The organism is Bradyrhizobium sp. R2.2-H, assembly GCF_004346455.1.
Classification (GTDB): Bacteria; Pseudomonadota; Alphaproteobacteria; order Rhizobiales; family Xanthobacteraceae; genus Bradyrhizobium; species Bradyrhizobium diversitatis.
This window is the reverse complement of record NZ_SMBR01000010.1, coordinates 124,276-151,180: the sequence shown is the minus strand read 5'-3', so window position 1 is coordinate 151,180 and position 26,905 is coordinate 124,276. Positions and strand designations below refer to the sequence as shown.

The 26,905-nt window shown below is 64.4% G+C and carries 26 protein-coding genes; 18 read left to right on the top strand and 8 right to left on the bottom strand.

The annotated features are described in order from the left end of the window. Positions 1-9 precede the first annotated feature (9 nt). Both EDE08_RS25405 and EDE08_RS25400 read right to left on the bottom strand, forming a co-directional pair. Positions 10-1,350, bottom strand: a complete 1,341-nt coding sequence (locus EDE08_RS25405; protein WP_131871502.1) for an RtcB family protein — start codon at positions 1,348-1,350, stop codon at positions 10-12. A gap of 111 nt (positions 1,351-1,461) precedes the next feature. After that, the gene (locus EDE08_RS25400; protein ID WP_131871503.1) at positions 1,462-2,787 is read right to left on the bottom strand and encodes a TROVE domain-containing protein; all 1,326 of its coding nucleotides are present in this window, start codon (positions 2,785-2,787) and stop codon (positions 1,462-1,464) included. Positions 2,788-3,968: 1,181 nt separating this feature from the next. On the opposite strand from EDE08_RS25400, the gene EDE08_RS25395 reads away from it, so the two are divergent. Both EDE08_RS25395 and EDE08_RS25390 read left to right on the top strand, forming a co-directional pair. Next, a complete protein-coding gene (locus EDE08_RS25395; protein WP_131871504.1) occupies positions 3,969-4,634 on the top strand; it encodes a DUF429 domain-containing protein in 666 nt (221 codons plus the stop codon). 74 nt (positions 4,635-4,708) lie between these two features. Beyond that, positions 4,709-5,416 carry a glutathione S-transferase family protein gene (locus tag EDE08_RS25390; RefSeq protein WP_131871505.1) on the top strand — a complete coding sequence of 236 codons (708 nt, stop codon included), beginning with the start codon at positions 4,709-4,711 and terminating at the stop codon, positions 5,414-5,416. A gap of 6 nt (positions 5,417-5,422) precedes the next feature. Here EDE08_RS25390 and EDE08_RS25385 read toward each other — a convergent pair whose 3' ends face one another. After that, positions 5,423-5,794, bottom strand: a complete 372-nt coding sequence (locus EDE08_RS25385) for a tRNA-binding protein (protein ID WP_131871506.1) — start codon at positions 5,792-5,794, stop codon at positions 5,423-5,425. 104 nt (positions 5,795-5,898) lie between these two features. Here EDE08_RS25385 and EDE08_RS25380 point away from each other — a divergent pair, with 104 nt between their 5' ends. Next, positions 5,899-6,258, top strand: a complete 360-nt coding sequence (locus tag EDE08_RS25380) for an ArsC family reductase (protein ID WP_131871507.1) — start codon at positions 5,899-5,901, stop codon at positions 6,256-6,258. A 3-nt stretch (positions 6,259-6,261) separates the two neighbouring features. On the opposite strand, the gene EDE08_RS25375 is transcribed toward EDE08_RS25380, so the two are convergent. Then, entirely contained in the window at positions 6,262-6,942 is a 681-nt protein-coding gene (locus EDE08_RS25375; RefSeq protein ID WP_131871508.1) for a hypothetical protein, read from the bottom strand. Positions 6,943-7,251: 309 nt separating this feature from the next. Here EDE08_RS25375 and EDE08_RS25370 point away from each other — a divergent pair, with 309 nt between their 5' ends. The 7 genes from EDE08_RS25370 (at position 7,252) to EDE08_RS25340 (ending at position 13,834) form a co-directional block, all read left to right on the top strand. Beyond that, positions 7,252-8,007, top strand: coding sequence for an ABC transporter ATP-binding protein (locus tag EDE08_RS25370; protein ID WP_131871509.1), 756 nt, complete (start codon positions 7,252-7,254; stop codon positions 8,005-8,007). Further along, positions 8,000-8,746, top strand: a complete 747-nt coding sequence (locus EDE08_RS25365) for an ABC transporter ATP-binding protein (RefSeq protein ID WP_131871510.1) — start codon at positions 8,000-8,002, stop codon at positions 8,744-8,746. The genes EDE08_RS25370 and EDE08_RS25365 overlap by 8 nt, the downstream gene beginning before the upstream one ends. A 55-nt stretch (positions 8,747-8,801) precedes the next feature. Continuing rightward, positions 8,802-10,022, top strand: a complete 1,221-nt coding sequence (locus tag EDE08_RS25360) for an ABC transporter substrate-binding protein (RefSeq protein WP_165936160.1) — start codon at positions 8,802-8,804, stop codon at positions 10,020-10,022. A 75-nt stretch (positions 10,023-10,097) separates the two neighbouring features. Then, the gene (locus EDE08_RS25355; protein WP_131871511.1) at positions 10,098-10,961 is read left to right on the top strand and encodes a branched-chain amino acid ABC transporter permease; all 864 of its coding nucleotides are present in this window, start codon (positions 10,098-10,100) and stop codon (positions 10,959-10,961) included. 1 nt (position 10,962) lies between these two features. After that, positions 10,963-11,931 carry a branched-chain amino acid ABC transporter permease gene (locus EDE08_RS25350; RefSeq protein ID WP_131871512.1) on the top strand — a complete coding sequence of 323 codons (969 nt, stop codon included), beginning with the start codon at positions 10,963-10,965 and terminating at the stop codon, positions 11,929-11,931. A 155-nt stretch (positions 11,932-12,086) separates the two neighbouring features. After that, positions 12,087-12,731, top strand: a complete 645-nt coding sequence (locus EDE08_RS25345; protein ID WP_131871513.1) for a DUF47 domain-containing protein — start codon at positions 12,087-12,089, stop codon at positions 12,729-12,731. 95 nt (positions 12,732-12,826) lie between these two features. Next, on the top strand, positions 12,827-13,834 hold the full coding sequence (locus EDE08_RS25340) for an inorganic phosphate transporter (RefSeq protein ID WP_131871514.1): 1,008 nt from the start codon (positions 12,827-12,829) through the stop codon (positions 13,832-13,834). On the opposite strand, the gene sugE is transcribed toward EDE08_RS25340, so the two are convergent. Further along, positions 13,827-14,141, bottom strand: a complete 315-nt coding sequence (gene sugE, locus EDE08_RS25335) for a quaternary ammonium compound efflux SMR transporter SugE (RefSeq protein ID WP_061876712.1) — start codon at positions 14,139-14,141, stop codon at positions 13,827-13,829. The two genes, EDE08_RS25340 and sugE, sit on opposite strands and share 8 nt — an antisense overlap. Positions 14,142-14,299: 158 nt before the next feature. On the opposite strand from sugE, the gene EDE08_RS25330 reads away from it, so the two are divergent. The 8 genes from EDE08_RS25330 to der all read left to right on the top strand — a co-directional run bounded on the left by EDE08_RS25330 (position 14,300) and on the right by der (position 22,837). Then, positions 14,300-15,922, top strand: coding sequence for a peptide chain release factor 3 (locus tag EDE08_RS25330; RefSeq protein ID WP_131871515.1), 1,623 nt, complete (start codon positions 14,300-14,302; stop codon positions 15,920-15,922). 57 nt (positions 15,923-15,979) lie between these two features. After that, positions 15,980-16,957 carry an ABC transporter substrate-binding protein gene (locus tag EDE08_RS25325; protein WP_131871516.1) on the top strand — a complete coding sequence of 326 codons (978 nt, stop codon included), beginning with the start codon at positions 15,980-15,982 and terminating at the stop codon, positions 16,955-16,957. Positions 16,958-17,033: 76 nt separating this feature from the next. Next, a complete protein-coding gene (locus EDE08_RS25320) occupies positions 17,034-17,576 on the top strand; it encodes a UCP034077 family protein (RefSeq protein ID WP_131871517.1) in 543 nt (180 codons plus the stop codon). Between the two features lie 199 nt (positions 17,577-17,775). After that, positions 17,776-18,360 (top strand): NnrU family protein, encoded by a 585-nt coding sequence (locus EDE08_RS25315; protein ID WP_124158857.1) that lies wholly within the window; start codon positions 17,776-17,778, stop codon positions 18,358-18,360. Between the two features lie 72 nt (positions 18,361-18,432). Beyond that, a complete protein-coding gene (locus EDE08_RS25310) occupies positions 18,433-20,025 on the top strand; it encodes a class I adenylate-forming enzyme family protein (RefSeq protein ID WP_131871518.1) in 1,593 nt (530 codons plus the stop codon). A gap of 156 nt (positions 20,026-20,181) precedes the next feature. After that, entirely contained in the window at positions 20,182-20,835 is a 654-nt protein-coding gene (locus EDE08_RS25305; RefSeq protein WP_131871519.1) for a tetratricopeptide repeat protein, read from the top strand. Positions 20,836-20,867: 32 nt separating this feature from the next. Next, complete coding sequence (locus tag EDE08_RS25300) at positions 20,868-21,401, top strand: hypothetical protein (protein WP_131871520.1); 534 nt, start codon at positions 20,868-20,870, stop codon at positions 21,399-21,401. Between the two features lie 50 nt (positions 21,402-21,451). Further along, the gene (gene der, locus EDE08_RS25295; protein WP_131871521.1) at positions 21,452-22,837 is read left to right on the top strand and encodes a ribosome biogenesis GTPase Der; all 1,386 of its coding nucleotides are present in this window, start codon (positions 21,452-21,454) and stop codon (positions 22,835-22,837) included. A gap of 145 nt (positions 22,838-22,982) precedes the next feature. Here der and EDE08_RS25290 read toward each other — a convergent pair whose 3' ends face one another. The 3 genes from EDE08_RS25290 to purF all read right to left on the bottom strand — a co-directional run bounded on the left by EDE08_RS25290 (position 22,983) and on the right by purF (position 26,886). Next, positions 22,983-24,209: an ABC transporter substrate-binding protein gene (locus EDE08_RS25290; protein WP_131871522.1), complete on the bottom strand. Its 1,227-nt coding sequence runs from the start codon at positions 24,207-24,209 to the stop codon at positions 22,983-22,985. Positions 24,210-24,480: 271 nt separating this feature from the next. Then, entirely contained in the window at positions 24,481-25,221 is a 741-nt protein-coding gene (locus EDE08_RS25285; protein ID WP_131871523.1) for an SDR family NAD(P)-dependent oxidoreductase, read from the bottom strand. 141 nt (positions 25,222-25,362) lie between these two features. Next, positions 25,363-26,886, bottom strand: coding sequence for an amidophosphoribosyltransferase (gene purF / locus EDE08_RS25280; protein WP_131871524.1), 1,524 nt, complete (start codon positions 26,884-26,886; stop codon positions 25,363-25,365). Positions 26,887-26,905 lie beyond the last annotated feature (19 nt).

Genomic DNA, 26,905 nt, shown 5'->3' with positions numbered 1-26,905 from the left:
ATGCTGTCCTCAGTCCTTCCAAGGATCGAACTCGCCTTCGCCGGCCATGGCGACGGCGAACGGTCGCAGCGTGTGCAGCACCTTCACGGTTCCGGCGTGCTGCGCCAGCACGTCCGGCAGGCGGCGATAGGCCATCGGGCTCTCGTCGAGGTCGGCACCGATCAAGGTGACGCCGCGCTCGTTGAGCCACTGGTCCATCTCCGCGCGCGAGAAGCGGCGCTTTGCTTCCCGTCGTCCGAACAAGCGGCCGGCGCCGTGCACGGTCGAGTAGAGCGAGGCCCTCGCTTCCGGGCTGTCGACGCCTTCGAGGATGACGGCGTCGTCGCCCATGGAGCCGCCGACGAATCCCTTCTGGCCGGGAAACGCCGGTGTCGCGCCCTTGCGCACCACCCACAGATCCTTGCCGTCGTGGTTCTCACGCCAGGCATAGTTGTGGTGGTTGTGCACGCTCTCGGTCACGCTGCCGCCGATGATCTGGCGGACGCGCTCGACGACCCATTCGCGGCCCGCATAGGCGTAGCGCCCGGCCAGCTGCATCGCCGCGATGTAGCGGCGACCGAGTTCGCTGTCCTCGTCGACCACGGCGGGCGGGACGTTCATGCCGTCCTTGCCGCCGGCGGCCTTGAGGTAGCGCGTCGCGGAGGTGTGGCCCAGACCCCGGCTTCCGAAATGGACGCCGATCCAGACGAAGCCTTCCTCGTCGCGCATGAGGTCGACATAATGGTTGCCTGATCCGACCGTGCCGAGCTGGCTCACCGCCTTCTGACGGTAGGCCTCCATGTCGCTCTCGCGCCAGGCATCGCCGTCGTCGAACAGCGCGTGCTCGGCCCGTTCGGCATTGGCACGGCCGACGCCGAACGAGATCGTCTTGGCGACGTCGCGGATGATCGTCGGGACAAGGCCCGCGATGTCGTCGAAGCGCGTGTCGAGCCGGGCCGCCATGTTGCCGCAGCCGATGTCGAAGCCGACGCCGGAGATGCTGATCTGCTTCTCATAGGCGATGACGCCGCCGACCGGCTGCGCATAGCCGAGATGGCCATCGGCGCAGATCACGCCGGAGACGACGTTGCCGACCGCCATGCAGTTGCGCATCTGCGCGATCGTCGCGTCCTCGTGCGGACCGAACACCTTCAGCGGTGCATTCTGGAAGCGGGCGTCCTGCATTCGGAACGCGGCGATCGAGCTCGCGGTTGCATTGGCCTCGCGGGCCAGATGCTCCTTGCGCGCGGCGTCCTTGTACAAGCACCAGGCGGGCTGGCCGCGTCCTTCGCCGACGCGCGAGTCGGGATCGACACCGGCGGCGAGGCAGAGCTCGCGGGCGCGTTCCATGTAGGGATCGGGTCGTCGCATGGTCGTGAGTCCTTGTCATTCCACCCCCACCCTAACCGGGGCGGCGGATCATTTCAGAGATTTTGAAAGGCCCCGGGCGCGTCTCGCGTCCGGGGCCGCTGTTGTTGCGCGTCAGTTCAACGTCGTCTCCGACGCCGCGATCCACGCGACCACGGCTTCAGAGAAGCCGTTGACGCGGGTCCAGGCGCCGTGGCCGACACCGTGCTGATACGAGGCCACGTTGACCATGGTGCCGCGCGCCCTGGGCTCGGGCACCTGGTCGTGGCTCTGTTCGTCGGTGAAGACGATGAGGCGATCGCCCTTGCGGTCGATCTCCGTCACGGCCTTGCCTAGATAGGTTCCGCCATGCGGCTGCGAGTTGATGATCGCATCCCTGAGCGCGAAGCCGCGGCGGGGCGGGACCTTCACGACCTCGTTGGAGAAGGTGAAGATCTCGACCTCGTCGCAGATCTCGCGCGCGAGGATGGCAAGACCACACGCCGCCTCCGCGCGCGTCATTTCCGACTGCGCGGAGAGCGTCGCGAACATCGAGCCCGAGACGTCGATCAGGAGCCGCGTGCGGCCCGGAAGCCGCACATGGTCCTTGATCGACTTGAGCATCGCAGCCTCGAGCTCGGGCTCGAAGTCCGGCGCATAGCGCGCCGCCGTGATGAAGCGATAGGGAAGGATACGATCCGTCCGCATCGCCTCGATCGCGCCTGCGATGGTCTCGCGCGGGACCTGCGCGTTCTGCATCAGCCGCAGATTGCGCAGCAGCGCCAGGCCGCCGAGCTTCTTCTCGGCGATCAGCCGCTCGAAGGTCTCGCGCCTGTTCTTGCCGGCCGAGAGCGAAACCTCCCAAGTGTCGGGGGAGGCGAGCTCGCCGTCGACGAGCTGCTTCCACACCTTTTCCTGCTCGGCATCCTTTGGCTTGGCGTGGACCAGGAACAGCACGTCCCTGATCCGCACCGCGCCGTCGCGGTCCCACTTGGCGAGCTGGTAGGCGTCGAACTTGGTCAGCGCGCGGGCAAGACCCTTCTTGACCTGCGCGGAGACCGGCTGACGCTTGCGCTGCTGCATCGGCCCCAGCGCATCCGCCCAGTAGATCGCGAGCAGCTCCGTCATCTCGTCGGGCCGCTGGATCACCTGGGCGAGGGTGTCGGCCACGAGGGTACGGTGCTTCTCGCTCCGCGCCATCTCGCGGATGACAAGCAGCGGCGCGTGCCGCAGCTTCATCACCTCACGCGCCTCGATCGCAAGCTGCGCGACCTTGGCGGGCGCGACCTTGGGCACGAGCGCCTTGATGCGGTCGGCGATCGCGACGCCGTCCTCATAGAACTGGTCCTCCCACAGGAGGCAGTTCATCAGCGCGCGCTTCAGCTCCATCTCGGGCGTGAAGCGCACGGCGCGCGCGCCCTCCCGCGTGAAGGCGCGAATGATCTTGTTGAGCCTGACCATGATGGCCTCCTCTTGGGTTGACGGGGATTGAAACGGGTGCCGGGGAACAAGCGAGGCTGTTCGTGCTCTACCCGCTGAGCTACGGACTGACGTCCGGGAGGATTCGAACCTCCGACACCGAAGTAACAGCGCTCTTCACCACCGGCGGTGGCTTAGGGGACACGATCCGGGAACAGGCGATTGCTGTGACCCGGCAAGCGCAAGCTTGCCGGAAAGCGCTCTATCCTCTGAGCTACCGGTGCATGGGACACCGGGCGGGATTCGAACCCGCGACCTCTCGCGTTGCAGGCGAAGTAACAGAAATCTTCACCACGGATCGTGATGGGGTTGGCGGGGAACGATCGATGCTGTTGCTGCCCTTGCGGGCGATCCGCCTTTCGGCGCGCAGGGCTCGAACCTGCTCGGCGCTTTCGCGCCTTTACCACGAAGTAACAGACATCTTCACCACCGCCAGGCCAGTGCTTTCGCACCGGCCGTTGAGGGGTACGCTGGGGAACGGGCGATATCGGCTTCAGTGACGACAACACAGGACCGTCCTTGCGGATGGACCTGCGCCGGGCCGCGTGCGTACCTTTTCCGAGGCCGCATCCCGGTGCGTGTGTCAAAGGCGGGAGGCATACCCGCTTCGCCGTGTGGAGAAGTATCCGACATCTTCACCACCAGCGTCGGTTGAGCCGCGATGATCGCGGCAAACCGAGTTACAAAAGTTCTATCGCGGCGCTGTCGACGCGCCGCATCTTGCGAACCCTTCGGGTTCGCTCTGCCATCGGTGTCCGGCTCATCGCCTCGTTCCCTCCGGCAGGCCCCGCGCACTTGGGCGCGCGCCTCTCCAGCGCGAGCCCCGAGATCCGGGTCTCTCGTTCCGGCCATGGCCGGGATGTTCTGAGGAGCCGCGCGGCGGGCAATAAAAAACCCTCCGGAGCGGCAGGCTCGGGAGGGTCCGTGAGAAGCGGACTGCCGATCTTGCGGTCAGGCAAGATCGCTCCCATGAGCCGGGCATGCGCAATCGAATAGCTTTGGGCTATTCGGCATGCGGACAATTCTTTCGTAGCGGTACGACATCGCTCGGTTCATGGTGTCTGTCGCAAACGGAAGTGCTTGCGAGGGCGCGGGACATACGCCCGCAACCTGCGGATGTCAAGCGACGCGCGCGAAGAAATTGGCAATGACGGACGCATGAGGTGCCAAACTATCTCGGCCTCGATGGATTTCGCTTCGGTTGGGTCGCCGCCTGGATCGACGAGCGTGGCGATCACGGCTTCGACTACTCGCCGGGCCTGACGCGTCTGCTCGCGCTGCCGCATGCGCGTGCGATGATCGACATGCCGATCGGCTTGAATCCAAGTGGCTACCGCGCTTGCGATCTGCGCGCCCGCGAGCTGATTGGCCCCGCCGTGTTTCTCGGTGCGCGCCGCGACCTCTGGAATTTTCCCGACATGGCGGCGGCCAACCGCTTCTATTGGACGCATGAAGGCAAGGGCAGGGGAGTATCGGCGCAGCTCTGGAATATCAGGGACAAGATCAGAGAGGTCGACGAGGTCATGACGCCGGCACGGCAGGCGACGATCGGCGAAGCGCATCCCGAATTGATCTTCTGGAATCTGGCCGGGCGCGTACGGCTCGAACCAAAGACCTCGCCGCGCGGCCGCGAGCAGCGCATGGCGCTGCTGAGAGACCGCGGCTTCACCAGGATCGAGCGATGGTTGAAGCTACGCCACGGCACCGGCATCGGCCGCGACGATCTCATCGACGCCTGCGCCTGCGCCGTCGCAGCGCGCGACAGCACGCAATCTGTCAGCGACGGCAAGCTCGATCCGCGCGGCCTGCGGATGGAGATCAATTATTGACTGCTCTAATTGAACCTTGCACCCCTGCGCGCCTCACTTAGATTAGGCGCTTCAACATCAGCTCCAAAGTCCCGATGTCCGATCTCTCCAACTTTCCGATCACCAAGCGTTGGCCTGCGAAACATCCCGAGCTGCTCCAGCTTTATTCCCTGCCGACGCCGAACGGCGTCAAGGTCTCGATCATGCTGGAGGAGATCGGATTGCCCTATGAGGTGCATCTGATCGACTTCGGCAAGGACGACCAGAAGACACCGGAATTTCTCTCGCTCAATCCCAACGGCAAGATTCCGGCGATCCTCGATCCCAGCGGTCCCCGCGACAGGAAACCATTGGCGCTGTTCGAGTCCGGGGCGATCCTGCAATATCTCGCGGAGAAGACCGGCAAGCTGCTGCCGCAGGATGCCGCGCGACGTTATCAGACGCTGCAATGGCTGCACTTCCAGATGGGCGGCGTCGGACCGATGTTCGGCCAGATCGGCTTCTTCCACAAATTCGCCGGTAAGGATTTCGAGGACAAGCGACCGCTGGAGCGTTACGTCAATGAGTCCAAACGCCTGCTTGGCGTGATGGAGACGCATCTTTCCGGCTGCCAATGGTTCATGGGTGACGACTACACCATCGCCGACATCTCCATGCTCGGCTGGGTGCGGAATCTCATCGGGTTCTACGGCGCCGGCGATCTCGTGGGGTTCGGCCAGTTCAAGGCGGTCGGCGCCTGGCTCGAACGCGGGCTGGCGCGTCCGGCGGTGCAGCGCGGGCTGAACATTCCGAAGCGGCCGTGACCGTCCCTAGAACAGGCGTCCGCCGTTCGGCACGGGCTTGCTCGGCTGCACCAGCACGACCTTGCCATTTGCATCGGGGAAGCCGAGCGTCAGCACCTCGGACACGACCGGGCCGATCTGGCGCGGCGGGAAGTTGACGACGGCCGCGACCTGTTGCCCAACGAGGGTCTCGAGCGGGTGGTTTTCGGTGATCTGGGCCGAGCTCTTGCGCACGCCGATGGCGGGGCCGAAATCGATCCACAGCCGCCAGGCCGGCTTGCGCGCCTCCGGAAACGGCTTGGCGTCGACGATGGTGCCGACACGGACATCGACCGCGAGGAAGCTGTTGAAGTCGATCGTCGGTGAGGCGGTAGCTGCGGGATCGTGGGTAACGTGCATGGGATGTCCGCTCGGAGAGTTGGGGTGGTCCGCAATATTGTCGCGCGAACCGGAGTTTCGTACAACGCCGCAACCGAAGCATCACGCATGCGCGAGGAAACGTCTTGTCCAACATCATCTACGGCATCAAGAACTGCGACACCATGAAGAAGGCCCGCGCCTGGCTCGATGCTCATGGCGTGCCCTATGAGTTTCACGACTACAAGGCGGCGGGCGTAGAGAAGGACAAGCTCAAGCAGTGGAGCGACACGGTCGGCTGGGAGACGCTGCTCAATCGCGCCGGGACGACCTTCAAGAAGCTCCCGGACTCCGACAAGGAGGGCTTGAGCGAGAAGAAGGCATTGGCATTGATGCTAGCGCAACCATCGATGATCAAGCGGCCGGTGCTGGAAATCGGCAGCAAGCTGTTGGTCGGCTTCAAGCCGGATGTCTATGCCAAGGAGGTCGGCGCCAAAGGGCGCTGACCGCTAGTTCAGCTCGATGATCTCGGCGGTGATGCCGGGCTCTGGCTGGTCGGAGAACTCGACCGTCTCTGCGGGGGCGATGCGGGCAGGGGCGCGATGAAACAGCTCCCGATCGATCACAGCGCGTAGCTTTGGACGCGGCAGCGCGTCATTTCCGCGCATCAGGTTCTTGATCTCGAAGCCGCCGTCCTCGCAGAACGTCTTGATCGACGCGATGACATGACAGATCTTGCCGTCGGTCTGGAAGGGCAGCAGCAGCCGCTCATAGGCGACGATGCGCCCGTAGACGTCCTCGACATTGGCGACGCTGTAAACGGGCAACCCGCGCGCGACGCATTCATGATAGATCGGCATCACGAACGGGGCGAGCCGCGGTCCGACATAATCGTCGAGCAGAACGCCCTTGCCGGTATGTCCATAGGCACGCGAGATGCGCGTGCCTTCGCTCTGGATGACGAGGCGCGGCGTCGGCGTCGGAAATTCGACTGTATAGTAGATGAGATCCGAGAGCTCTTCCTCGAGTCGCGCGGGCTGATACTCCCAGATCGCCGGCGCGATCTGCTGGCGCGTATAAAGTCGCAGCCACGTGTTCAGGAGATCGCGTTGCCGGATCGATTTGACGACGGAGGGAGCGGCGGTTGCAAAATCCAAAGCAATATTCTCCGCACGTGAAGACGCGCGCATGATCCCGCTTGTGGGAAAATTTTCGATGAAGGCTGGCGCACGGAACGAAAGACCGTTAACGACGGCTTGATGGCCGGTGCCTTGCGAACCGGGAGGCCGGGCAGGCACGACATCCAGAGATCTCCGACTAAGGGAGCATTTGTATCCCAGCCGGAGGCCTGACCTGCTCAGCTTTCCGCCTTGCCTAACCCCCGTCACCTCCGGCATATTCCGCGCCCGGAGGCGGCGCTCCGGGTGGGCTGCAAGTCCTCCGGACAGCCGAAGCAACAAGGACAGCCACGCGCCTCGCGCGGGCAGGGGGAAATCTGTTTGGCCGATGAGTTCATTCTCGAAACGGAAGGCTTGACCAAGGAGTTCGCGGGCTTCTTTGCCGTCCGCGACGTTGCGCTCAAGGTTCGCCGTGGGAGCATTCATGCGTTGATCGGCCCGAACGGGGCCGGCAAGACGACCTGCTTCAATCTTCTGACCAAGTTCCTCAAGCCGTCGGCCGGGAAAATCCTGTACAAGGGGCAGGACATCACCGCGATGGCGCCGGCGGATGTGGCCCGCATGGGCCTCGTGCGTTCGTTCCAGATCTCGGCGGTGTTTCCGCATCTCACCGCGCAGGAGAACGTCCGTGTCGCGCTTCAGCGTCAGCACGGCTCTTCGTTCGATTTCTGGCGCTCCAAGTCCGTGCTCAACCGCTTCAACGATCGCGCGCGCGAGCTGCTGAGCGATGTCGGCCTCAGCGAGTTTGCAAACACGCCGGCGGTCGAGATGCCCTACGGGCGCAAGCGCGCACTCGAGATAGCAACCACGCTGGCGCTCGACCCGGAGATGATGCTGCTCGACGAGCCGATGGCCGGCATGGGCCACGAGGACATCGACAAGATCGCGGCACTGATCAAGCGCATTTCGGCGAAATACACCATCCTCATGGTCGAGCATAATCTGAGCGTCGTGGCCAATCTCTCCGACATCATCACCGTGCTGACGCGCGGGCAGGTGCTCGCGCAGGGCCATTACTCCGAGCTCACCAAGGACGAGCGCGTCAAGGAAGCCTATCTGGGAGCCGGTCATGCCTGACACTGCGATCGCCGAGGCCCCGGCCAGGGCTGCGACCGGCGGACCTATCCTCCAGGTCCGCAACCTCGAAGCCTGGTACGGCGAGTCTCACATCCTGCACGGGATCAACTTCGACGTGAACGCGGGCGAGGTCGTCACCCTGCTCGGGCGCAACGGCGCGGGCAAGACCACCACGCTGAAGTCGATCATGGGCATCATCGGCGAGCGCACCGGCTCGGTGAAGTTCAACAACCAGGAGATCATCCGCGCGACCTCCGACAGGATCGCGCGCATGGGCATCGCGTTCTGCCCGGAGGAGCGGGGAATATTCGCCAGCCTCGACGTGCGGGAGAATTTGATGTTGCCGCCGGTCGTCCGCGAGGGCGGACTGCCGCTCGATCAGATCTTCGATCTGTTTCCGAACCTGAAGGAGCGGCTGGGTAGCCAGGGCACCAAGCTGTCGGGCGGCGAGCAGCAGATGCTCGCGATCGCGCGCATCCTGCGCACCGGCGCGAGCTTCCTGATGCTGGACGAGCCGACCGAGGGCCTTGCGCCCGTCATCATCCAGCAGATCGGCCACACCATTGCGCGGCTCAAGAAGGAGGGCTTCACGATCCTCCTCGTCGAGCAGAACTTCCGCTTCGCCTCGACCGTGGCCGACCGCTACTATGTGGTCGAGCACGGCAAGATCATTGACGGGTTTTCCAACGCGGAGCTTGCCGCCAACATGGACAAGCTCCACACCTATCTCGGTGTTTAGCCGAGCAGGCCGGACGATCAAGAGCGACTATCAAAGGGATATTGGGAGGCGGATTATGAAGCACAGCATTTCGGCAATGTTGCTCGGGACGGCCTTGGCGCTCGGCGCGGCAGGTGGCGCAATCGCGCAGGACAAGAACATCAAGATCGGCGTGCTGACCGACAATTCGGGACTCTATGCCGACCTCGGTGGCGCTGGCTCGACCGTCGCCGCGCAGATGGCGATCGAGGATTCCGGGCTCGCTGCCAAGGGCTGGAAGCTCGACCTGATCTCCGCCGACCATCAGAACAAGCCCGACATCGGCTCCACGATTGCCCGGCAATGGATCGACGTCGAGAAGGTCGACATCTTCATGGATGTCCTGAACTCCGGCGTTGCGCTGGCGGTGAACAACATCGTCAAAGAGAAGAACTCCATCCTGATCGACACGGGCGCGGCGACGTCGGATCTCACCAACGCGCAATGCTCGCCGAACACGATCCACTGGGTCTATGATACCTATATGCTGGCGAACAGTACCGGGCAGGCGCTGGTGAAGGCGGGCGGCGACACATGGTATTTTCTCACCGCGGACTACGCCTTTGGCCACGCCCTCGAGCGCGACACCGCCGCGGTCGTGGTGAAGTCGGGCGGCAAGGTGATCGGCAATGTCAAGCATCCCCTGAACACTGCCGACTTCTCGTCGTTCCTGCTTCAGGCGCAGGCCTCCAAGGCCAAGATCATCGGCATGGCGAATGCCGGCGGCGACACCACCAACACCATCAAGCAGGCCTCGGAGTTCGGCATCGTCTCGGGCGGCCAGAAGCTTGCGGGCCTGCTGCTCTTCATCACCGACGTGCACTCGCTCGGCCTGAAGGTGGCGCAGGGCCTGAACTTCACCGAGACCTTCTATTGGGACATGAACGACGGTACGCGCGCGTTCTCCAAGCGCTTTTCCGAGCGCATGAAGAACAAGGCGATGCCCTCGATGGTGCAGGCCGGCGTCTACTCGGGTCTGCTGCACTATTTCAAGGCGCTGGAGGCGATGGGTGGCAACCCGCATGACGGGGCCAAGGTGGTCGCCAAGATGAAGGAGATGCCGACGGACGATCCGCTGTTCGGCAAGGGAACGATCCGCGTGGACGGTCGCAAGCTTCATCCCGCCTATCTGTTCGAAGTCAAGAAGCCCGAGGAATCCAAGGGGCCCTGGGACTATTACAAGCTGGTCGGCACGACCCCCGGCGACCAGGCCTTCCGGCCGCTGTCGGAAAGCGCCTGTCCGCTGGTGAAGAAGTAACCGTGAACGATGCAGGACGGCGCGCAACGGCGCCGGCCTGTTGTTGAGGAATAGAAGGGACCGGGTGCGGGATCGATGCAGGCTCTCTACGCTCAGCTACTGGTGGGATTGATCAACGGCTCGTTCTACGCGCTGCTCAGTCTCGGGCTTGCCGTGATCTTCGGCATGCTCAACATCATCAATTTCGCCCATGGCGCGCTCTACATGATGGGCGCCTTCGTGGCCTATTTCCTGTTGAACCTCGGCGGCATCAACTACTGGTGGGCGTTGCTGCTCGCGCCCATCATCGTCGGCACCTTCGGCATGATCCTGGAGCGGACCATGCTGCAATGGCTGACCGGGCTCGATCATCTCTACGGCCTGCTGCTGACCTTCGGCATCGCGCTGATCGTGCAGGGCGTGTTCCAGAACTATTTCGGTTCCTCCGGCCTGCCTTACGCCATTCCGGATCAGCTCAGGGGCGGCATGAATCTCGGCTTCATGTTCCTGCCCGTCTATCGCGGCTGGGTCGTCGTGTTCTCGCTGGTCGTATGTCTGGCGACCTGGTTCCTGATCGAGAAGACGCAGCTCGGCGCCTACCTGCGCGCCGCCACCGAAAATCCGACGCTGGTGCGTGCCTTCGGCATCAACGTGCCGCGCATGATCACGCTGACCTATGGTCTCGGCGTCGGCCTTGCCGCGCTTGCCGGCGTGCTCTCGGCGCCGATCAACCAGGTGCGGCCGCTGATGGGCGCCGACCTCATCATCGTCGTTTTCGCGGTGGTCGTGATCGGCGGCATGGGTTCGATCATGGGCTCCATCATCACCGGCTTCGCGCTCGGTGTGATCGAAGGCCTGACCAAATATTTCTACCCCGAGGCGTCCAACACCGTCGTGTTCGTGCTGATGGTGCTGGTGCTCTTGGTGAAGCCAACGGGATTGACGGGAAGGGCGGCCTGAGATGACAACCCTGACGGACGACACGCTGCCGGCAACCCCGCGCGCGATGCGCGACGAGATGATCGTGTTCGTGCTGATGGCGCTGCTGCTGGCCGTGGTACCGTTCACCGGCGTCTACCCGTTCTTCGTGATGCAGGCGCTGTGCTTTGCGCTGCTCGCCTGCGCCTTCAATCTCTTGATCGGCTACGGCGGCCTGTTGTCGTTCGGCCACGCGATGTTCTTGGGTACGGCCGGCTATTGCAGCGCGCATGCGCTGAAAGTGTGGGCGCTGCCGCCCGAGCTCGGCATTCTCGTCGGCATCGCCGCGGCCTTCGTGCTCTCGATCATCACGGGCTACATCTCGATCCGCCGCCAGGGCATCTATTTCTCGATGATCACGCTGGCGCTGTCGCAGCTCCTGTACTTCATCTACCTTCAGGCGCCGTTCACCCACGGCGAGGACGGCATCCAGGGCATACCCCAAGGGCAGATGTTCGGTGTCCTCGATCTCACCAAGCCCACGGTGCTCTATTATGTCGTGCTGGCGGGTTTCCTTGCCGGCTTCCTCCTGATCTTCCGCATCATCAACTCGCCGTTCGGCGAGGTGCTGAAGGCGATCCGCGAGAACGAGCCGCGGGCGATCTCGCTCGGCTACCGCACCGACCAGTACAAGTTCCTCGCCTTCGTGCTCTCCGGCACCCTGGCGGGCTTTGCCGGTTCGCTGAAGGTGTTCGTGGCGCAGAACGCCTCGCTCACCGACGTGCATTGGACCATGTCGGGCGAAGTCGTGCTGATGACGCTGGTCGGCGGTCTCGGCACCATTTTTGGCCCCGTGGTCGGCGCTTTCGTCATCATCGCCATGCAGCAATATCTGGCAGGCTTCGGCCAGTGGGTGACGGTGATCCAGGGCGCGATCTTCGTGATCTGCGTGCTCACCTTCCGCCGCGGTGTCGTCGGAGAAATCGCGCATTACTTCCGCCGGTCGCTCTAAGTAATTGAAATTCCGCCAATTTTATTGGTGCGTGAAAGCGGTGGATGACCCGGCTCCGTGGGCGTGAGATGACACGCGCGCGGCTCGAAAATGGTCTATGACAGTTTTATGACAGACCTCCGGGCCTGACCATTTCCAACCGGTAGCCTATCCCCATGATGCGTTGGTTTCGTGCGTTCCTTCCCAAGGAAGAACGGTTCTTCGATCTGTTCGACCGGCATGCTCAGACGGTGATCCAGGGCGCGATCGCGCTCCAGGGCATGCTCAATGGGGGCGAGGAGACGCCGGTCTATTGCCAGCGCGTCAACCAGTTCGAGAACGACGCCGACAACATCACCCGTGAGGTGCTGACGGCGGTGCGGCGCACCTTCATCACACCGTTCGACCGCGGCGACATCAAGAACCTCATCACGTCGCTGGACGATGCCATCGACCAGATGCAGCAGACGGCCAAGGCGGTCATGCTGTTCGAGGTCCGCAGCTTCGAGCCGCCCATGCGCGAGATCGGCGGGCTCCTGATCGAATGCGCCAATCTGGTCGGGCGTGCGCTGCCGCTGATGCAATCGATCGGCCCGAACGTCGCCATGCTGACCGCCATCACCGAAGAGCTCGGCAAGCTGGAGGGCCGGGTCGACGATCTCCACGACATCGGCCTGAAGGAGCTGTTCCTGAAGCATCGCGAGGGCAATGCGATGGACTTCATCGTCGGCGCCGAGATCTACGACCATCTCGAGAAGGTTGCCGATCGCTTCGACGACGTCGCGAACGAGATCAACAGCATCGTCATCGAGCAGGTGTAACGCATGATCCGGAAAAGTGTCCTGCGGTTTTCCTTCGCGACAAACGCAAAGCGCGTTTGCGCGGAGATCGTGCGCAAGGTGTAAGGCAGGCCGCCGTGGATGCCGCGTTGGGTCTTCCCATCCTGGTCGGCTTGATCGCCGTCGCGCTGCTGTTCGACTTCCTGAACGGCCTGCACGACGCCGCCAATTCGATCGCGACCATCGTCTCGACCCGCGTGCTGCGGCCGCAATTCGCGGTGTTCTGGGCCGCCTTCTTCAACTTCATCGCCTTCATGGTGTTCGGACTGCACGTCGCCCAGACCATCGGCACCGGCATCATCGATCCCGCGGTCGTCGACGCCCAGGTGATTTTCGCAGCGCTGGTCGGCGCGATCGTCTGGAACCTCGTGACCTGGGCGCTCGGCATCCCGTCCTCGTCGTCGCACGCGTTGATCGGCGGCCTCGTCGGCGGCGGCATGGCCAAGGCGGGGATTTCGGCCGCGGTATGGGGCGGCCTGTCCAAGACGGTGCTGGCAATCGTGCTGTCGCCGCTGGTCGGCTTCCTGCTCGCCATGATGCTGGTGGCGATCGTCTCCTGGGCCTCGGTGCGCTCCACGCCGTTCGCGGTCGATCGCGCCTTTCGCATCCTGCAATTCGCCTCCGCCTCGCTCTATTCGCTCGGTCATGGCGGCAACGACGCGCAGAAGACCATGGGCATCATCGCGGTGCTGCTGTATTCGCAGGGGCATCTCGGCAGCGAGTTTTCGGTGCCGTTCTGGGTGGTGCTGTCCTGCCAGGCCGCGATGGCGCTTGGCACGCTGATGGGCGGCTGGCGTATCGTCCGCACCATGGGCCTGCGCATCACGAAATTGACGCCGATGCAGGGCTTCTGCGCCGAAACGGGGGGCGCCGCGACCCTGTTCATGGCGACCTATCTCGGAGTTCCCGTCTCGACCACTCACACCATCACCGGCGCCATCGTCGGCGTCGGCGCCGCCCGCCGCGTCTCGGCGGTCCGCTGGAACGTCGCGAGCTCGATCGTCTATGCCTGGGTGATCACGATCCCGGCCTCGGCCATCGTCGCGGCGCTGACGTGGTGGCTGGTCCAGATCTTCGTCAAGTGACGAGCTTCAGTCCGATGATCCCGGCGACGATCAGGGCGATGCTGGCAAGGCGCATGGCCGTTGCCGGCTCGCCGAACAGGACGATGCCGAGCGTCGCGGTGCCCACCGCGCCGATGCCGGTCCAGACCGCATAGGCGGTTCCGACGGGCAGGGATTTGAGCGCAAATCCGAGCAAGATGACGCTGCCGGCCATGGCAACCAGGGTGATCACCGACGGCACAAGCCTGGTAAACCCCTCAGTGTATTTCAGGCCGATCGCCCAGGTGATCTCGAGAAGTCCGGCGACAAACAGGATGCTCCAGGCCATGACGACCCCTCCATTTCAGGCAGGGTCGTCCCCGCGGCTGAGGTGCTGAGAAACGGAAGGCCGTCCTTCCCGAAAGCCGATATGGGGCTGGCCGAATGGCTCCGCAATCACCAAATGAGGCTTGATCAGGCCCGTTTTCCCTGCCACACGCTCCCGCCATGTCCGACATCGCCATCACCACAGCCGAATCGCCGGCCCGTTCCCCGCTTGCCGCTGAAGTGGCGCGGCGGCGGACCTTTGCGATCATCTCCCATCCAGACGCCGGCAAGACCACGCTGACCGAGAAGCTGCTGCTGTTCGGCGGCGCCATCAATCTCGCCGGCCAGGTCAAGGCCAAGGGCGAGCGGCGCAACACCCGTTCGGACTGGATGAAGATCGAGCGCGAGCGCGGCATCTCGGTTGTGACCTCGGTGATGACCTTCGAATTCGAGGGCCTCGTCTTCAACCTCTTGGACACACCGGGCCACGAGGACTTTTCGGAAGACACCTATCGCACGCTCACCGCGGTCGATTCCGCCGTCATGGTGATCGACGCCGCCAAGGGCATCGAGGCGCGCACCCGGAAGCTGTTCGAGGTGTGCCGCCTGCGCGACATCCCGATCATTACCTTCATCAACAAGATGGACCGCGAGAGCCGCGACGTTTTCGAGCTGCTCGACGAGATCGAGAAGACGCTGGCGCTCGATACCACGCCGATGACCTGGCCGGTCGGTCGCGGCCGCGATTTCCTCGGCACCTATGACGTCGTCAATGGCGGCGTGCGCCTGCTCGAAGGCGGCGGCGCCAAGACCGGTGCGGCGCAGCAGATCGAGATCGAGGAACTCGCCAAGCTCAACGCCAATCTCGACGTCGCTGCCGTGAAGGACGAGCTCGAGCTCGTCACGGCGGCGTCGAAGCCGTTCGAGCTCGGGGCGTTCCGCGAAGGTCATCTGACGCCGGTCTATTTCGGCAGCGCGCTACGCAATTTTGGCGTCGGCGACCTGCTGGAAGGTCTCGGCAAGTTCGCGCCTGAGCCGCGTGCGCAGGACAGCGACCAGCGCAAGGTCGAGGCCACAGATCCGCGCATGAGCGCCTTCGTGTTCAAGATCCAGGCCAACATGGATCCGAACCACCGTGACCGCATCGCCTTCGCGCGGCTCTGCTCCGGCAAGCTCAGCCGCGGCATGAAGGCCAAGCTCGTGCGCACCGGCAAGAGCATGCCGCTGTCGAGCCCGCAATTCTTCTTCGCGCAGGATCGCTCCGTCGCGGACGAAGCCTTCGCCGGAGACGTCGTCGGCATACCCAACCACGGCACGCTGCGCATCGGCGACACGCTGACGGAAGGGGAGGATTTCAACTTCGTCGGCGTGCCGAGCTTCGCTCCGGAAATCGTCCGCCGCGTCCGGCTCACCGACGCGATGAAGGCGAAGAAGCTGAAGGAAGCGCTGCAGCAGATGTCGGAAGAGGGCGTGGTGCAGGTGTTCCGCCCGCGCGACGGCGCCCCGGCGCTGGTCGGCGTGGTCGGGGCGCTCCAGCTCGACGTGCTGAAGGCGCGGCTCGAGGCGGAATATTCGCTTCCGGTCGAGTTCGAGGTCAGCGAATTTCAGCTGGCGCGCTGGGTCTCCTCGGAGGACCGCAAGAAGCTCGACGCCTTCATCGCTGCCAACACTTCCAGCATCGCCGACGATGTCGACGGCGATCCCGTGTATCTCGCCCGGAACGAATTCTATCTCGGCTACACTCGGGAGCGCGCCGAGGGCATCGAGTTCAGCAACGTCAAGGACGTCAAGAAGAAGGGGTAGTGTTTCCCGGACGTTCTCCGTGATGCTGGACGGCAACGCACAGCGAGGTAGACGGTCATGAGGCGGCGCGAATTCATCATGCTCGCTGCAGGCGCGGCGACCTCCCCACTTGGCGCATCCGCGCAAGGTGATGTGCGGCGAATCGGTGCGCTGGCGGGAGGCAAGGCCAGCGATCCGGAGAGCCAGGCCAGCTACCAAAAACTGAGACAGCGTCTGGGTGAACTCGGTTGGGAGCAGGGACGTAACATCCATATCGAATATCGCTGGTGGGCCGGCGATCCGAATCTGGCGGATGCCCAGGCGGCCGAACTGGTGGATATGCGGCCGGACGTGCTTCTGGCAATCAGTACTCCGTCGGTGGAAGTCTTTAGGCGACGTGCGCCGACCTTGCCGATTGTCTTCACGGTCGTTGCCGATCCAGTGGGTGCCGGTTTCGTGCAAAGTCTCGGCAAGCCGGGTGGAAACATTACGGGCTTCACGACGTTCGAGCCCGCCATGGCCGGCAAGTGGCTGCAACTGCTCAAGCAGGCGGCACCGGCGATACGAAGGGTCGCCGCGGTCTTCAATCCGCGAACAGCACCCATGATCTTGATGCCCTCCGTGGAGGCGTTCATTCCGGCAGTCCAGCTCCAGCTTGTTCCGGCGCCGGCGCACAATGCCGCCGAGCTCGAACAGGCAATCTCCCGCTTTGCGGAGGAGCCATACGGCGGGTTGCTGATCTTTCCCGACGCATTTCCAATCGTTCACCGGCGATTGATTCTCGACTTGGCGGCTGCGCACCGTCTGCCGGCGATGTATCCGTTCCCTTTCTTCGTCACGGACGGTGGGCTGATGTCCTATGGAGTCTCGATCTCGCATCTTGTCGGTCGCTCGGCGGACTATGTCGACCGCATCTTGAGAGGGGCCCGTCCTGCGGACTTACCAGTCCAGCAGCCGAACGAATTCCAGTTCCTGCTCAATCTCAAGACGGCCAGCGCGCTGGGGCTGAGTTTGCCGCCCACGCTGGTGGCACAAGCGGATCAGATTATCGAGTGAAGCGAACCATCGCGGCCAGCCTTGAACCTTTCACAGCCGTTGCCACTTATTGCAAATACCATTTCGGTCTCGACGCATGTGGCGCTGCATTCATGTTCTTCTGTTGCTGGTAACAATCTCGGCCGTCGCCGACGCGCGGAGCCGCCCTCTCGAAGAGGAGCCGTTCTCGTATGAGCCGTGCGGCGGGCCGTTTCAGGGACCTTGCATCACCGAAATTCCATTTCCATTCGGCGAGACTCTCCAGCTCACGGTCGAGAGCGTTCCGTCGCAAGCCGACATTGCGAAGTACCGGCGACCCGATCATGACCTTGATACGATCGGCGACCTCTTCGCCGAACTGCGTTCGTGTTGGTCACCTCCTCCCGCTGACCAGGCGCGGGCGGACATGCAGATGTCGGTGCGGTTCAGCCTCAACCGATCGGGCGGGCTGATCGGCCCGCCGCGCATGACATTTGCGACCGCGGGCGTCCCCGCCGACACACGCGCGACCTATCTCAATGCCATCAACGCATCGTTGAAGGCCTGCCTGCCGCTGAAATTCACCAGCGGCTTTGGCGGTGCGCTGGCGGGCAAGCCGATCGCGATCCGCTATGTCGACAATCGCGAGCTTGCGAAGTAGCACCGCTCCGTCTCCTCATCCTGAGGAGCGCGCATTGCGCGCGTCTCGAAGGATGAAAGGCCCCGCTGTCGCGCAGCCGGGCCTGCATAGTTCGAGACGGCGCTGATGCGCCTCCTCACCATGAGGAGGAAGAGTTGCGACCGCGAGCCAATCGATGATACCTCAGAGGCTGGGGCGCTGGTCAAAAGGGGAGGATGTCGTGGGTCTGCTGGTCATGATCCTGGGGCTTGCGCTGTTTTTTGCGGCGCATGTGTTCACCACCAAACGCGAGATGCGCGCCGAGGCGATCGCAAGGCTGGGCGAGGGGTCCTACAAGATCCTCTATTCGCTCATCTCGCTGGCGGGGCTCGCGATGATCATCTGGGGCTATGCGCACTATCGCGCCACCGGCTGGATCGACGTCTGGTATCCGCCGAAGGCCATGAAGCACATCACGCTCGCATTGATGCTGCCCGCGGTCATCCTGGTGGTCGCCTCTTACTTGCGCGGCCGCATCTATGCGACATTGAAGCACCCGATGCTGGCCGGCATCAAGCTGTGGGCCGCCGCGCACCTGCTCGCCAATGGCGATCTCGGCTCCATCATCCTGTTCGGCTCGTTCCTGGGCTGGGCGGTGTATGACCGTATTTCGCTCAAGCATCGCACCGACGCCGGCGGCCCGCCGATTCCGGTCGGCGGCATCACCAACGATCTGATCGCAGTTGCGGTCGGCATCGTCGCCTATTTGGCGCTGGCGTTCGCATTCCATCCCGTCGTGATCGGTGTTCCCGTCATCGGCGTCTAGCCGGTCAGCACAAGACGAGACCCCGATGTCCATGCGCGGAAGCTAGTAAGAGCAACAAGCCGAGGGCCTTCGATGGATTGGTCGCATTCGCAGATCCCGCCGATGCGGTACGAGGCGCGCTTTGGCGATCGGGTCGTGCCCGCCTTCCGGGATCGGCCGGCGAGCCTGTGGGCGATGATCGCGGAAGCCTGCGCCCGCAATCCCGACGGTGAAGCGCTGATCGCGGGGAATGTCCGCCTGAGCTGGCAGCAGGCCGTGGAGCAGGCCGCACGGATTGCCGCGGGATTTCGCAGGCTCGGATTGCAGCGCGGCGACCGTATCGCGATCCTGCTCGGTAACCGCGTCGAGTTTCCCCTGCTGCTGTTTGCCGCCGCGCATGAGGGGCTGGTGACGGTGCTGCTCGGCACGCGCCAACAGAAACCGGAAATCGCTTATGTGCTGACCGATTGCGGCGCAAGGATACTGATCCACGAAGCGGCGCTCGCCGAGCGGCTGCCGGATGCGCAGGATGTGCCCGATGTGATGCACCGTATCGCCGTCGACGATGATCCGGCTCTGTCGCGTTTCGCGGTGCTCGCCGACAACCCGTCGGCAGCGGCGCCTGTCGATGTCGGCGAGGAGGACACCGCGATGATCCTCTACACCTCGGGGACAACGGGCAAGCCGAAGGGCGCGATGCTGGCCCATTGCAACATCGTGCATTCCTCGATGGTCTTCGTCTCCTGTCTGCAATTGACGGAAGCCGACCGTTCCATCGCAGCGGTGCCGCTCGGCCATGTCACCGGCGTCGTCGCCAACATCACCACCATGATCCGCTGCGGCGGCGCGCTGATCATCATGCCGGAGTTCAAGGCCGCCGATTACCTCAAGCTCGCCGCGCGCGAGCGCGTCACCTACACGGTGATGGTGCCGGCGATGTACAATCTCTGCCTGCTGCAGCCCGATTTCGACGGCCACGATCTGTCGAGCTGGCGCATCGGCGGCTTTGGCGGCGCGCCGATGCCGGTCGCGACCATCGAGAAGCTCAAGGCGAAGATTCCCGGCCTGAAGCTGATGAATTGCTACGGCGCGACCGAGACGACATCGCCGTCGACGATCATGCCGGGCGAATTGACGGCGAGCCACATCGACAGCGTCGGCCTGCCGTGTCCCGGCGCGCGCATCATCGCCATGGGATCGGACGGGCGGGAGCTTCCTCCTGGCGAGATCGGCGAGCTCTGGATCCAGAGCGCCTCCGTCATCAAGGGCTATTGGAACAACCCCAAAGCCACGGCCGAAAGCTTCACCAGCGGGTTCTGGCACTCGGGCGACCTCGGCTCGGTGGATGCGGACGGGTTCGTTCGCGTGTTCGACCGGCAGAAGGACATGATCAATCGCGGAGGCTTGAAGATCTATTCGGCCGAGGTCGAATCCGTGCTGGCGGGGCATCCGGCCGTGGTCGAGAGCGCGATCATTGCCAGAGCGTGCCCCGTGCTGGGCGAACGCGTCCACGCCGTCGTGGTGACGCGCAGCTCGGTCGCGGACACCGAGTTGCGGGCCTGGTGCGCGGAGCGGCTGTCGGACTACAAGGTGCCCGAAACCATGGCGATCACGGCAGACCCGTTGCCGCGCAATGCCAACGGCAAGGTGCTGAAGCGTCAGCTCCGGGAGCTCCTGGGGGCTTGAGCCGGGCAGCGGCCATCCGGGTGGTTAACGCCTTGATCGGGCTCGCTTTGCCTTGCCACCGCCATATCGTTAGGGTACCTCGCCGCCAAGCGGGGACGGGATTCCTGACGTGGACGCTTCGGCGCGCGCACCCGGACGGGCATGGGATTGGCATAAGTGTCTGAATTATTTAACGAAGTCGACGAGGAAGTACGTCGCGAACAGCTCAAGAAGCTGTGGGACAAGTATTCGATCTACTTCATCGCCCTGATGGTGCTGGTCGTGGCCGCCGTCGGTGGCTGGCGCGGCTACCAATATCTGGAGGCCAGGAAGGCCGCCGAGGCCGGCGCCGCTTTCGAAAAGGCCGTCGAACTGTCCGAGCAGGACAAGCACGCTGACGCCGAGAAGGCCTTCGCCGAGCTCGCCGCCACGGCTCCGTCCGGCTATCGTACCCTGGCGCGGCTGCGTGCCGCCGCCGAGGCCGCGAGCCGCGATCCCAAGGCCGCCGCGAAGATGTATGACGACATTGCCGTCGATCGCAGCGTCGGCGGGGAGTGGCAGGACCTGGCGAAGATCCGCGCCGCTGGCCTGCTGCTCGACAGCGCCAGCTACGCCGACATGCAGCAGCGGCTGGAGCCGTCCGCCGCGCCGAAGTCGACCTTCCGCCACAGCGCCCGTGAGATGCTGGCATTGTCGGCCTGGCGTAACAACGACTTGACCGCAGCCCGCAAATGGCTCGACGCGATTGAGGGAGACGGCGAAACGCCGCCCGGCCTGCGCTCGCGCGCCGAGGCGCTCCAGGCCCTGCTGCCGCCCGTCGCCAAGAGCTGACGACGGCCTTCTGACTTGAGACGAGACACAAGATGCGCCGCACGCCACGCTTGATCGCAGCCGCCGTCCTGATCGCCTTCACGGGCGTGCTGGGCGGCTGCTCCAGCTTCGATCCAAGCGACATGCTCGACTTCCTCGACACCAAGAAGAAGCTGCCGGGCGACCGCAAGCCGGTCTTCCCGGAGGGCGTGCCGGGCCTCGAGCAGGGCGTGCCGAAGGAGATGTACAAGGGCGCGCAGCAGCAGCCTGATCCGAACGCGCCTGCCGTCGCGGCTCTGCCCGCGGAACCCCCGCCGGAACCCGCCAAGCCCGCGAAGGGTGCCAAGGCGAGGCAGTCAGCCGCAGCGCCGGCTGAAGTGCCCGCCGGCGAGATCGACGGCGAGGCCCAGCCGGAGGCTGCGCCACCCATGGCCGCTCCGCCGCCCAAGCACAAGATCGTTCGCAAACGCACCACCGCACCGCCGCCGGATCAGCCCGTCCAGCAGGCGCAACCGGCCCAGACCACCCAGCAGCAATCGCAAAGCGCTTTCCCGGCGCCGCTGCCGAGTGGCAGCTTCTCGCGCTGATATTCTTCATTGCATTGACAGGCGCAGCCCCAGCAGCGCACGAATGACCGATGTCCTTCACAATCGCCATCATCGGCCGGCCCAATGTCGGCAAATCGACGCTGTTCAACCGCCTGGTCGGACAGAAGCTCGCGCTCGTCGATGACCTGCCGGGCGTCACCCGCGACCGCCGCGAAGGCGAGGCCAGGCTCGGCGACCTCCAGTTCACCATCATCGATACCGCCGGCCTCGACGAGGGCGCCAAGGGCTCACTGGCCGCGCGCATGCAGGAGCAGACCGAAACCGCGATCGCGCAAGCCGACGCGCTGTTCTTCGTCGTCGATGCCCGCATCGGTCTCACGCCCACCGATCGCGCCTTCGCCGATTTCGCCCGCAAGGCCAACAAGCCGGTGCTGCTGATCGCCAACAAGAGCGAGGGCAAGCATGGTGATGCCGGCGCGATGGAGGCCTTTGCGCTCGGCCTCGGCGATCCCATCCAGATTTCGGCCGAGCATGGCGAGGGCATGGGCGAGCTCTATGACGCGCTGGCCAAGCTGATGCCGGAGCCCGTCGACGAGGACGACGACGGCGAGGACGACGCGCCGATCTCGGAGGAGGAGGCCGCGACACGTCCGATTCGGGTGGCCATCGTCGGTCGGCCCAATGCCGGCAAGTCGACGCTGATCAATCATCTGCTCGGCGAGGAGCGTCTGCTGACCAGCCCGGAGGCCGGCACCACGCGCGATTCCATCGCGGTCGAGATCAACTGGAAGGGCCGCGATTTTCGCGTCTTCGACACGGCAGGCCTGCGCCGGCGCTCGCGCATCGAGGAGAAGCTGGAGAAGCTTTCGGTCGCGGACGCGCTGCGCGCGGTGCGCTTTGCCGAGGTCGTCGTGCTGATGATGGACACGCAGAACCGCTTCGAGGAGCAGGACCTGCGCATCGCCGATCTCATTGAGCGCGAGGGCAGGGCGGTCGTGCTCGCCGTCAACAAATGGGACCTGATGGAGACCAAGGGCGGCGGCGCGATCTCGGGCCTGCGCCGCGATGCCGACCATTGGCTGCCGCAGCTCAAGGGCGTGCCGATCGTCGCCGTCTCGGGCCTGATGGGCGAGGGCATCGACCGCCTGATGCAGGCGATCCAGGACGCCTACGCGGTCTGGAACAGGCGCGTGCCGACCTCCGCGCTCAATCGCTGGTTCGAGCAGGCGATCCAGGCCAATCCGCCGCCGGCGGTGTCCGGCCGCAGGCTGAAGCTGAACTACATCACGCAGAACAAGGCGCGCCCGCCGAGCTTCGTGCTGTTCTGCTCGCGCGCGGACGCGGTGCCGCAATCCTACTTGCGCTATCTCACCAACTCCATGCGCGAGACCTTCGAACTGCCGGGCACGCCGGTGCGCATCACCCTGCGCGAGAAGGCCAATCCCTTCGCTCACAAGCGCAAGCGGCCGTCGTGAGCGACGGCGCCGGCGAGGCGGTGGTGCAGCACGCAGCGCCGGCCCGGCGCGGCGGGTCGCTCGCGGCGACGAAGACGGCCTGAAGCGCCAATGCCCGGGACGAGCCCGGGCATGATTTGTGTGACGTCGCGTAACCGCTACGCGGTCACTTCTTTACCAGCGGGCAATCGCTGTCCTTGAGCGGCTTGGCCGCGTCCTCCGGCGCGATGGTGGCGACCAGCTTGTAATAGTCCCACGGACCCTTCGACTCCTCGGGCTTCTTCACCTCGAACAGATAGGCCGGGATGAGGCGACGGCCGTCGGCGCGCAGCGGACCCTTGCCGAACAGGGGATCGTCGGTCGGCAGTTCCTTCATCTTGGCGACGACCTTGGCGCCGTCATGCGGATTGCCGCCGAGCGCTTCCATCGCCTTGAGATAATGCAGCACCATGGCGTAATTGCCGGCCTGGGTCATCGAGGGCATCGCATTCTTGTTGGCGAGCGCCGAGAAGCGCTTCGACCAGGCGCGGGTCTGATCGTTCAAGTCCCAGTAGAAGGATTCGGTGAAGGTCAGGCCCTGGGCGGTCTTCAGGCCCAGCGAGTGCACGTCGTTGATGAACAGCAGCAGCGCGGCGAGCTTCTGGCCCGCGGAGACGATGCCGAATTCGGCGGCCTGCTTGATCGAGTTCGTGGTGTCGCCGCCGGCGTTGGCAAGGCCGACCACCTTGGCCTTCGAAGACTGCGCTTGCAGCAGGAACGACGAGAAGTCCGCGGTATTGATCGGATGCTTGACGCTGCCGAGCACCTTGCCGCCGTTGGCTACGACCACGGCCGAGGTGTCGCGCTCCAGCGCATGGCCGAAGGCATAGTCGGAAGTGAGGAAGAACCAGGTATCGCCACCGGCCTTGGTCAGCGCCTTACCGGTGCCGTTGGCCAGCATGTAGGTGTCGTAAGTGTAGGAGACCGTGTTCGGCGTGCAGGCCTTGCCGGTGAGGTCGGCAGAGGCGGCGCCGGAGTTCAGCAGCACCGCATTCTTTTCCTTGACGAGATTGCTGACCGCCAGCGCGACGCCGGAGTTCGGCGTATCCGCGATCGCGTCGACCTTTTCGTTGTCGATCCACTGCCGGGCGATGTTGACGCCGACGTCGGGCTTGTTCTGATGGTCGCCGCTGATGACGTCGATCTTCCAGCCCTTCTTGAGCAGGCCGGAGTCTTCGACCGCCATCTTGATGGCGACCACGGAATTGGGGCCGCCGATGTCGGCATAGAGGCTCGACATGTCATTGAGCACGCCGATCTTGACGGTCTTGTCCTGGGCGTAGGCGGATGTGGCAAAACCGAAAGCGGCGCAGGCCAGAAGGGCCGCGGAGCGGCGTACGAACGTCGTCGTCATGAAAGATTTCCTCCACTGTCAAATATGCGGACGACTCTCTTGCGGAGCCTTGTTCCGGCTGATGGCTCTAGCCTGTCCCAGGTCCGGCGGCAATGCGCCTAAAGCCGGATGGCGCTGCGTCGTAGCGTCATCCGTCGGTTAACTTTTGGGCAAAATGCGTTGAGACGCTATTTGAGCGCGGCCGATGTCAGCTTGAATTTCCGGATGCGCTTTCCGGTGTCGGCCTCGGCGGTATAGGCGTTACCCTTGACATCAATCGCCATGGTGTCCATCAGGCGGGCGCGCGGAAGCTCATCAGGGTGCGGGTCTTGTAGTCGTAGAACTTGCCGGTCTCGGTCCAGTCAGGCCCACACATCGGCACGATGAATTCGGCGACCTGTTCGGGGGTGTCCAGCGTCGCCGGATCCTCGCCCGGCATCAGCGTTGCGCGCATGCGCGTACGGACCGGACCGGGATTGAACAGATTGACGCGCAGCTTCGTATTCGCCGTCTCCTGCGCCCAGGCGCGGGCCAGCGTTTCCAGCGCGGCCTTGGACGCCGCATAGGGGCCGACATAGGCGGTCGCCTTGTTGGCGGCGCCGGAGGTGACGAACACGGCGCGCCCGGCGTCGGACTGCCTCAGCAGCGGCTCCATGCAGCGGATCAGCTGGAAGTTCGCGGAGACGTTGACGGCCATCACGTCGTTGAACGTCTTCAACTCGATATGGCCGAGCGGCGAGGACGGGCCGAGCACACCGGCATTGCCGACGAGGATATCGAGCTTGCCGTAGCGCTCGTGCAGGCTGGCCCCCAGCCGCGCGATGCCGTCGGAATCGGTGAGGTTGAGCGGCACCAGGGTGGCGCTGCCGCCATCTTTCCGGATCTCGTCGTCGAGCTCTTCCAGCCCGCCCTGCGTGCGCGCCACCGCGACGATATGCGCGCCGGCCTTGGCCAGCGCCTTGGCTGCGGCGAAGCCGATGCCGCGCGAGGCGCCGGTGACGAGAGCGATGCGATCAGCGAGGGACTTTGTCATCGTCGAATACTTCCGTCATGCCCGGGCTTGTCCCGGGCATCCACGTTCTTTGCGGCGGGTATTACAGACGTGGATGGCCGGGACAAGCCCGGCCATGACGAAAAAGGCAGCCTCTGACGAGCTCCCCGGGACGCCCTTTCGTCAGCTCGCCTCGGCCAGCAGCGAGAGTTGCCGCGGTTGCGGCTCGGTCTGGGTCTGGTCGGTGAGGTGGGTCGGATAGGCGCCGGTGAAGCAGTGGTCCGAGAATTTCGGGTTGGCGGGGTCGCGGCCGGGCTCGCCCATGGCGCGGTACATGCCGTCGATCGACAGGAAGGCGAGCGAGTCCGCGCCGATGATCTCGCGCATCTCCTCCAGCGAATGCGTCGCTGCGAGCAGGCCGCCGCGGTCGGGCAGGTCGATGCCGTAATAGTCGGGATAGAGGATCGGGGGCGAGGCGAGGCGGAAATGGACTTCCTTGGCGCCGGCATCGCGCATCATGCGCACGATCTTCTTCGAGGTGGTGCCGCGCACCAGGGAGTCGTCGATCAGGATGATGCGCTTGCCTTCGATCGCGGCGCGGTTGGCCGAATGCTTCATGCGCACGCCGGATTCGCGGATCGCCTGCGTCGGCTGGATGAAGGTGCGGCCGACATAATGGTTGCGGATGATGCCGAGCTCGAACGGCACGCCGGAATGCTGGCTGTAGCCGACCGCAGCGGGCACGCCGGAATCCGGCACCGGAACGACGACGTCGATCGGCACGTGGCTCTCGCGCGCGAGCTGCGCACCGAAGGCCTTGCGCACCTCGTACACCGAGCGTCCGTGGACGATGGAATCCGGCCGCGAGAAGTAGATGTATTCGAAGATGCAGGGACGCGGTGCCATCGGCGGGAACGGCTTGTGGATGTCCTGGCCGTTCTCGTCGAACACGATGACCTCGCCGGGCTCGATGTCGCGGACGAAGCGCGCGCCGATGATATCGAGCGCGCAGGTCTCGGAGGTCAGGATCGGGCAGCCGTCGAGATCGCCGAGCACCAGCGGGCGGATGCCGCGCGGATCGCGCGCGCCGACCAGCTTCTTGTTGGTCAGCGAGACCAGCGCATAGGCGCCCTCGATCTCCCGCAGCGCGTCGATATAGCGCTCGATGAAGCGAGCGCGTTTGGAGCGCGCGACCAGGTGCAGGATCACCTCGGTGTCGGTGGTCGACTGCATCATCGCGCCATGCCGCACCAGCTCGCGGCGCAGCGTCAGGCCGTTGGTGAGGTTGCCGTTATGGGCGACGGCGAGGCCGCCGGCATTGAGCTCGGCGAACAGCGGCTGCACGTTGCGCAGGATGGTGGCGCCGGTGGTGGAATAGCGGACATGGCCGACCGCGACATTGCCGGGCAGGCGGTCGATCACCTCGCGGCGGGAGAAGGTGTCGCCGACGAGGCCGAGGCGGCGTTCCGAGTGAAAGCGGCTGCCGTCGTAGGAGACGATGCCGGCGGCTTCCTGGCCGCGGTGCTGGAGGGCGTGAAGGCCGAGCGCGGTGATGGCGGCCGCATCGGGGTGACCGTAGATGCCGAACACGCCGCATTCCTCGCGCAGCGTATCCCCCTCCAGATCGTCCTGAAGCTCCAGCGCGGCCGGGCCGGGACCGGCGTCGGGATCGAGATCAAGTTGGGCGTCCTGGTCAGGGTGTCGCATCTCGTCCGCGCCTCTCTTT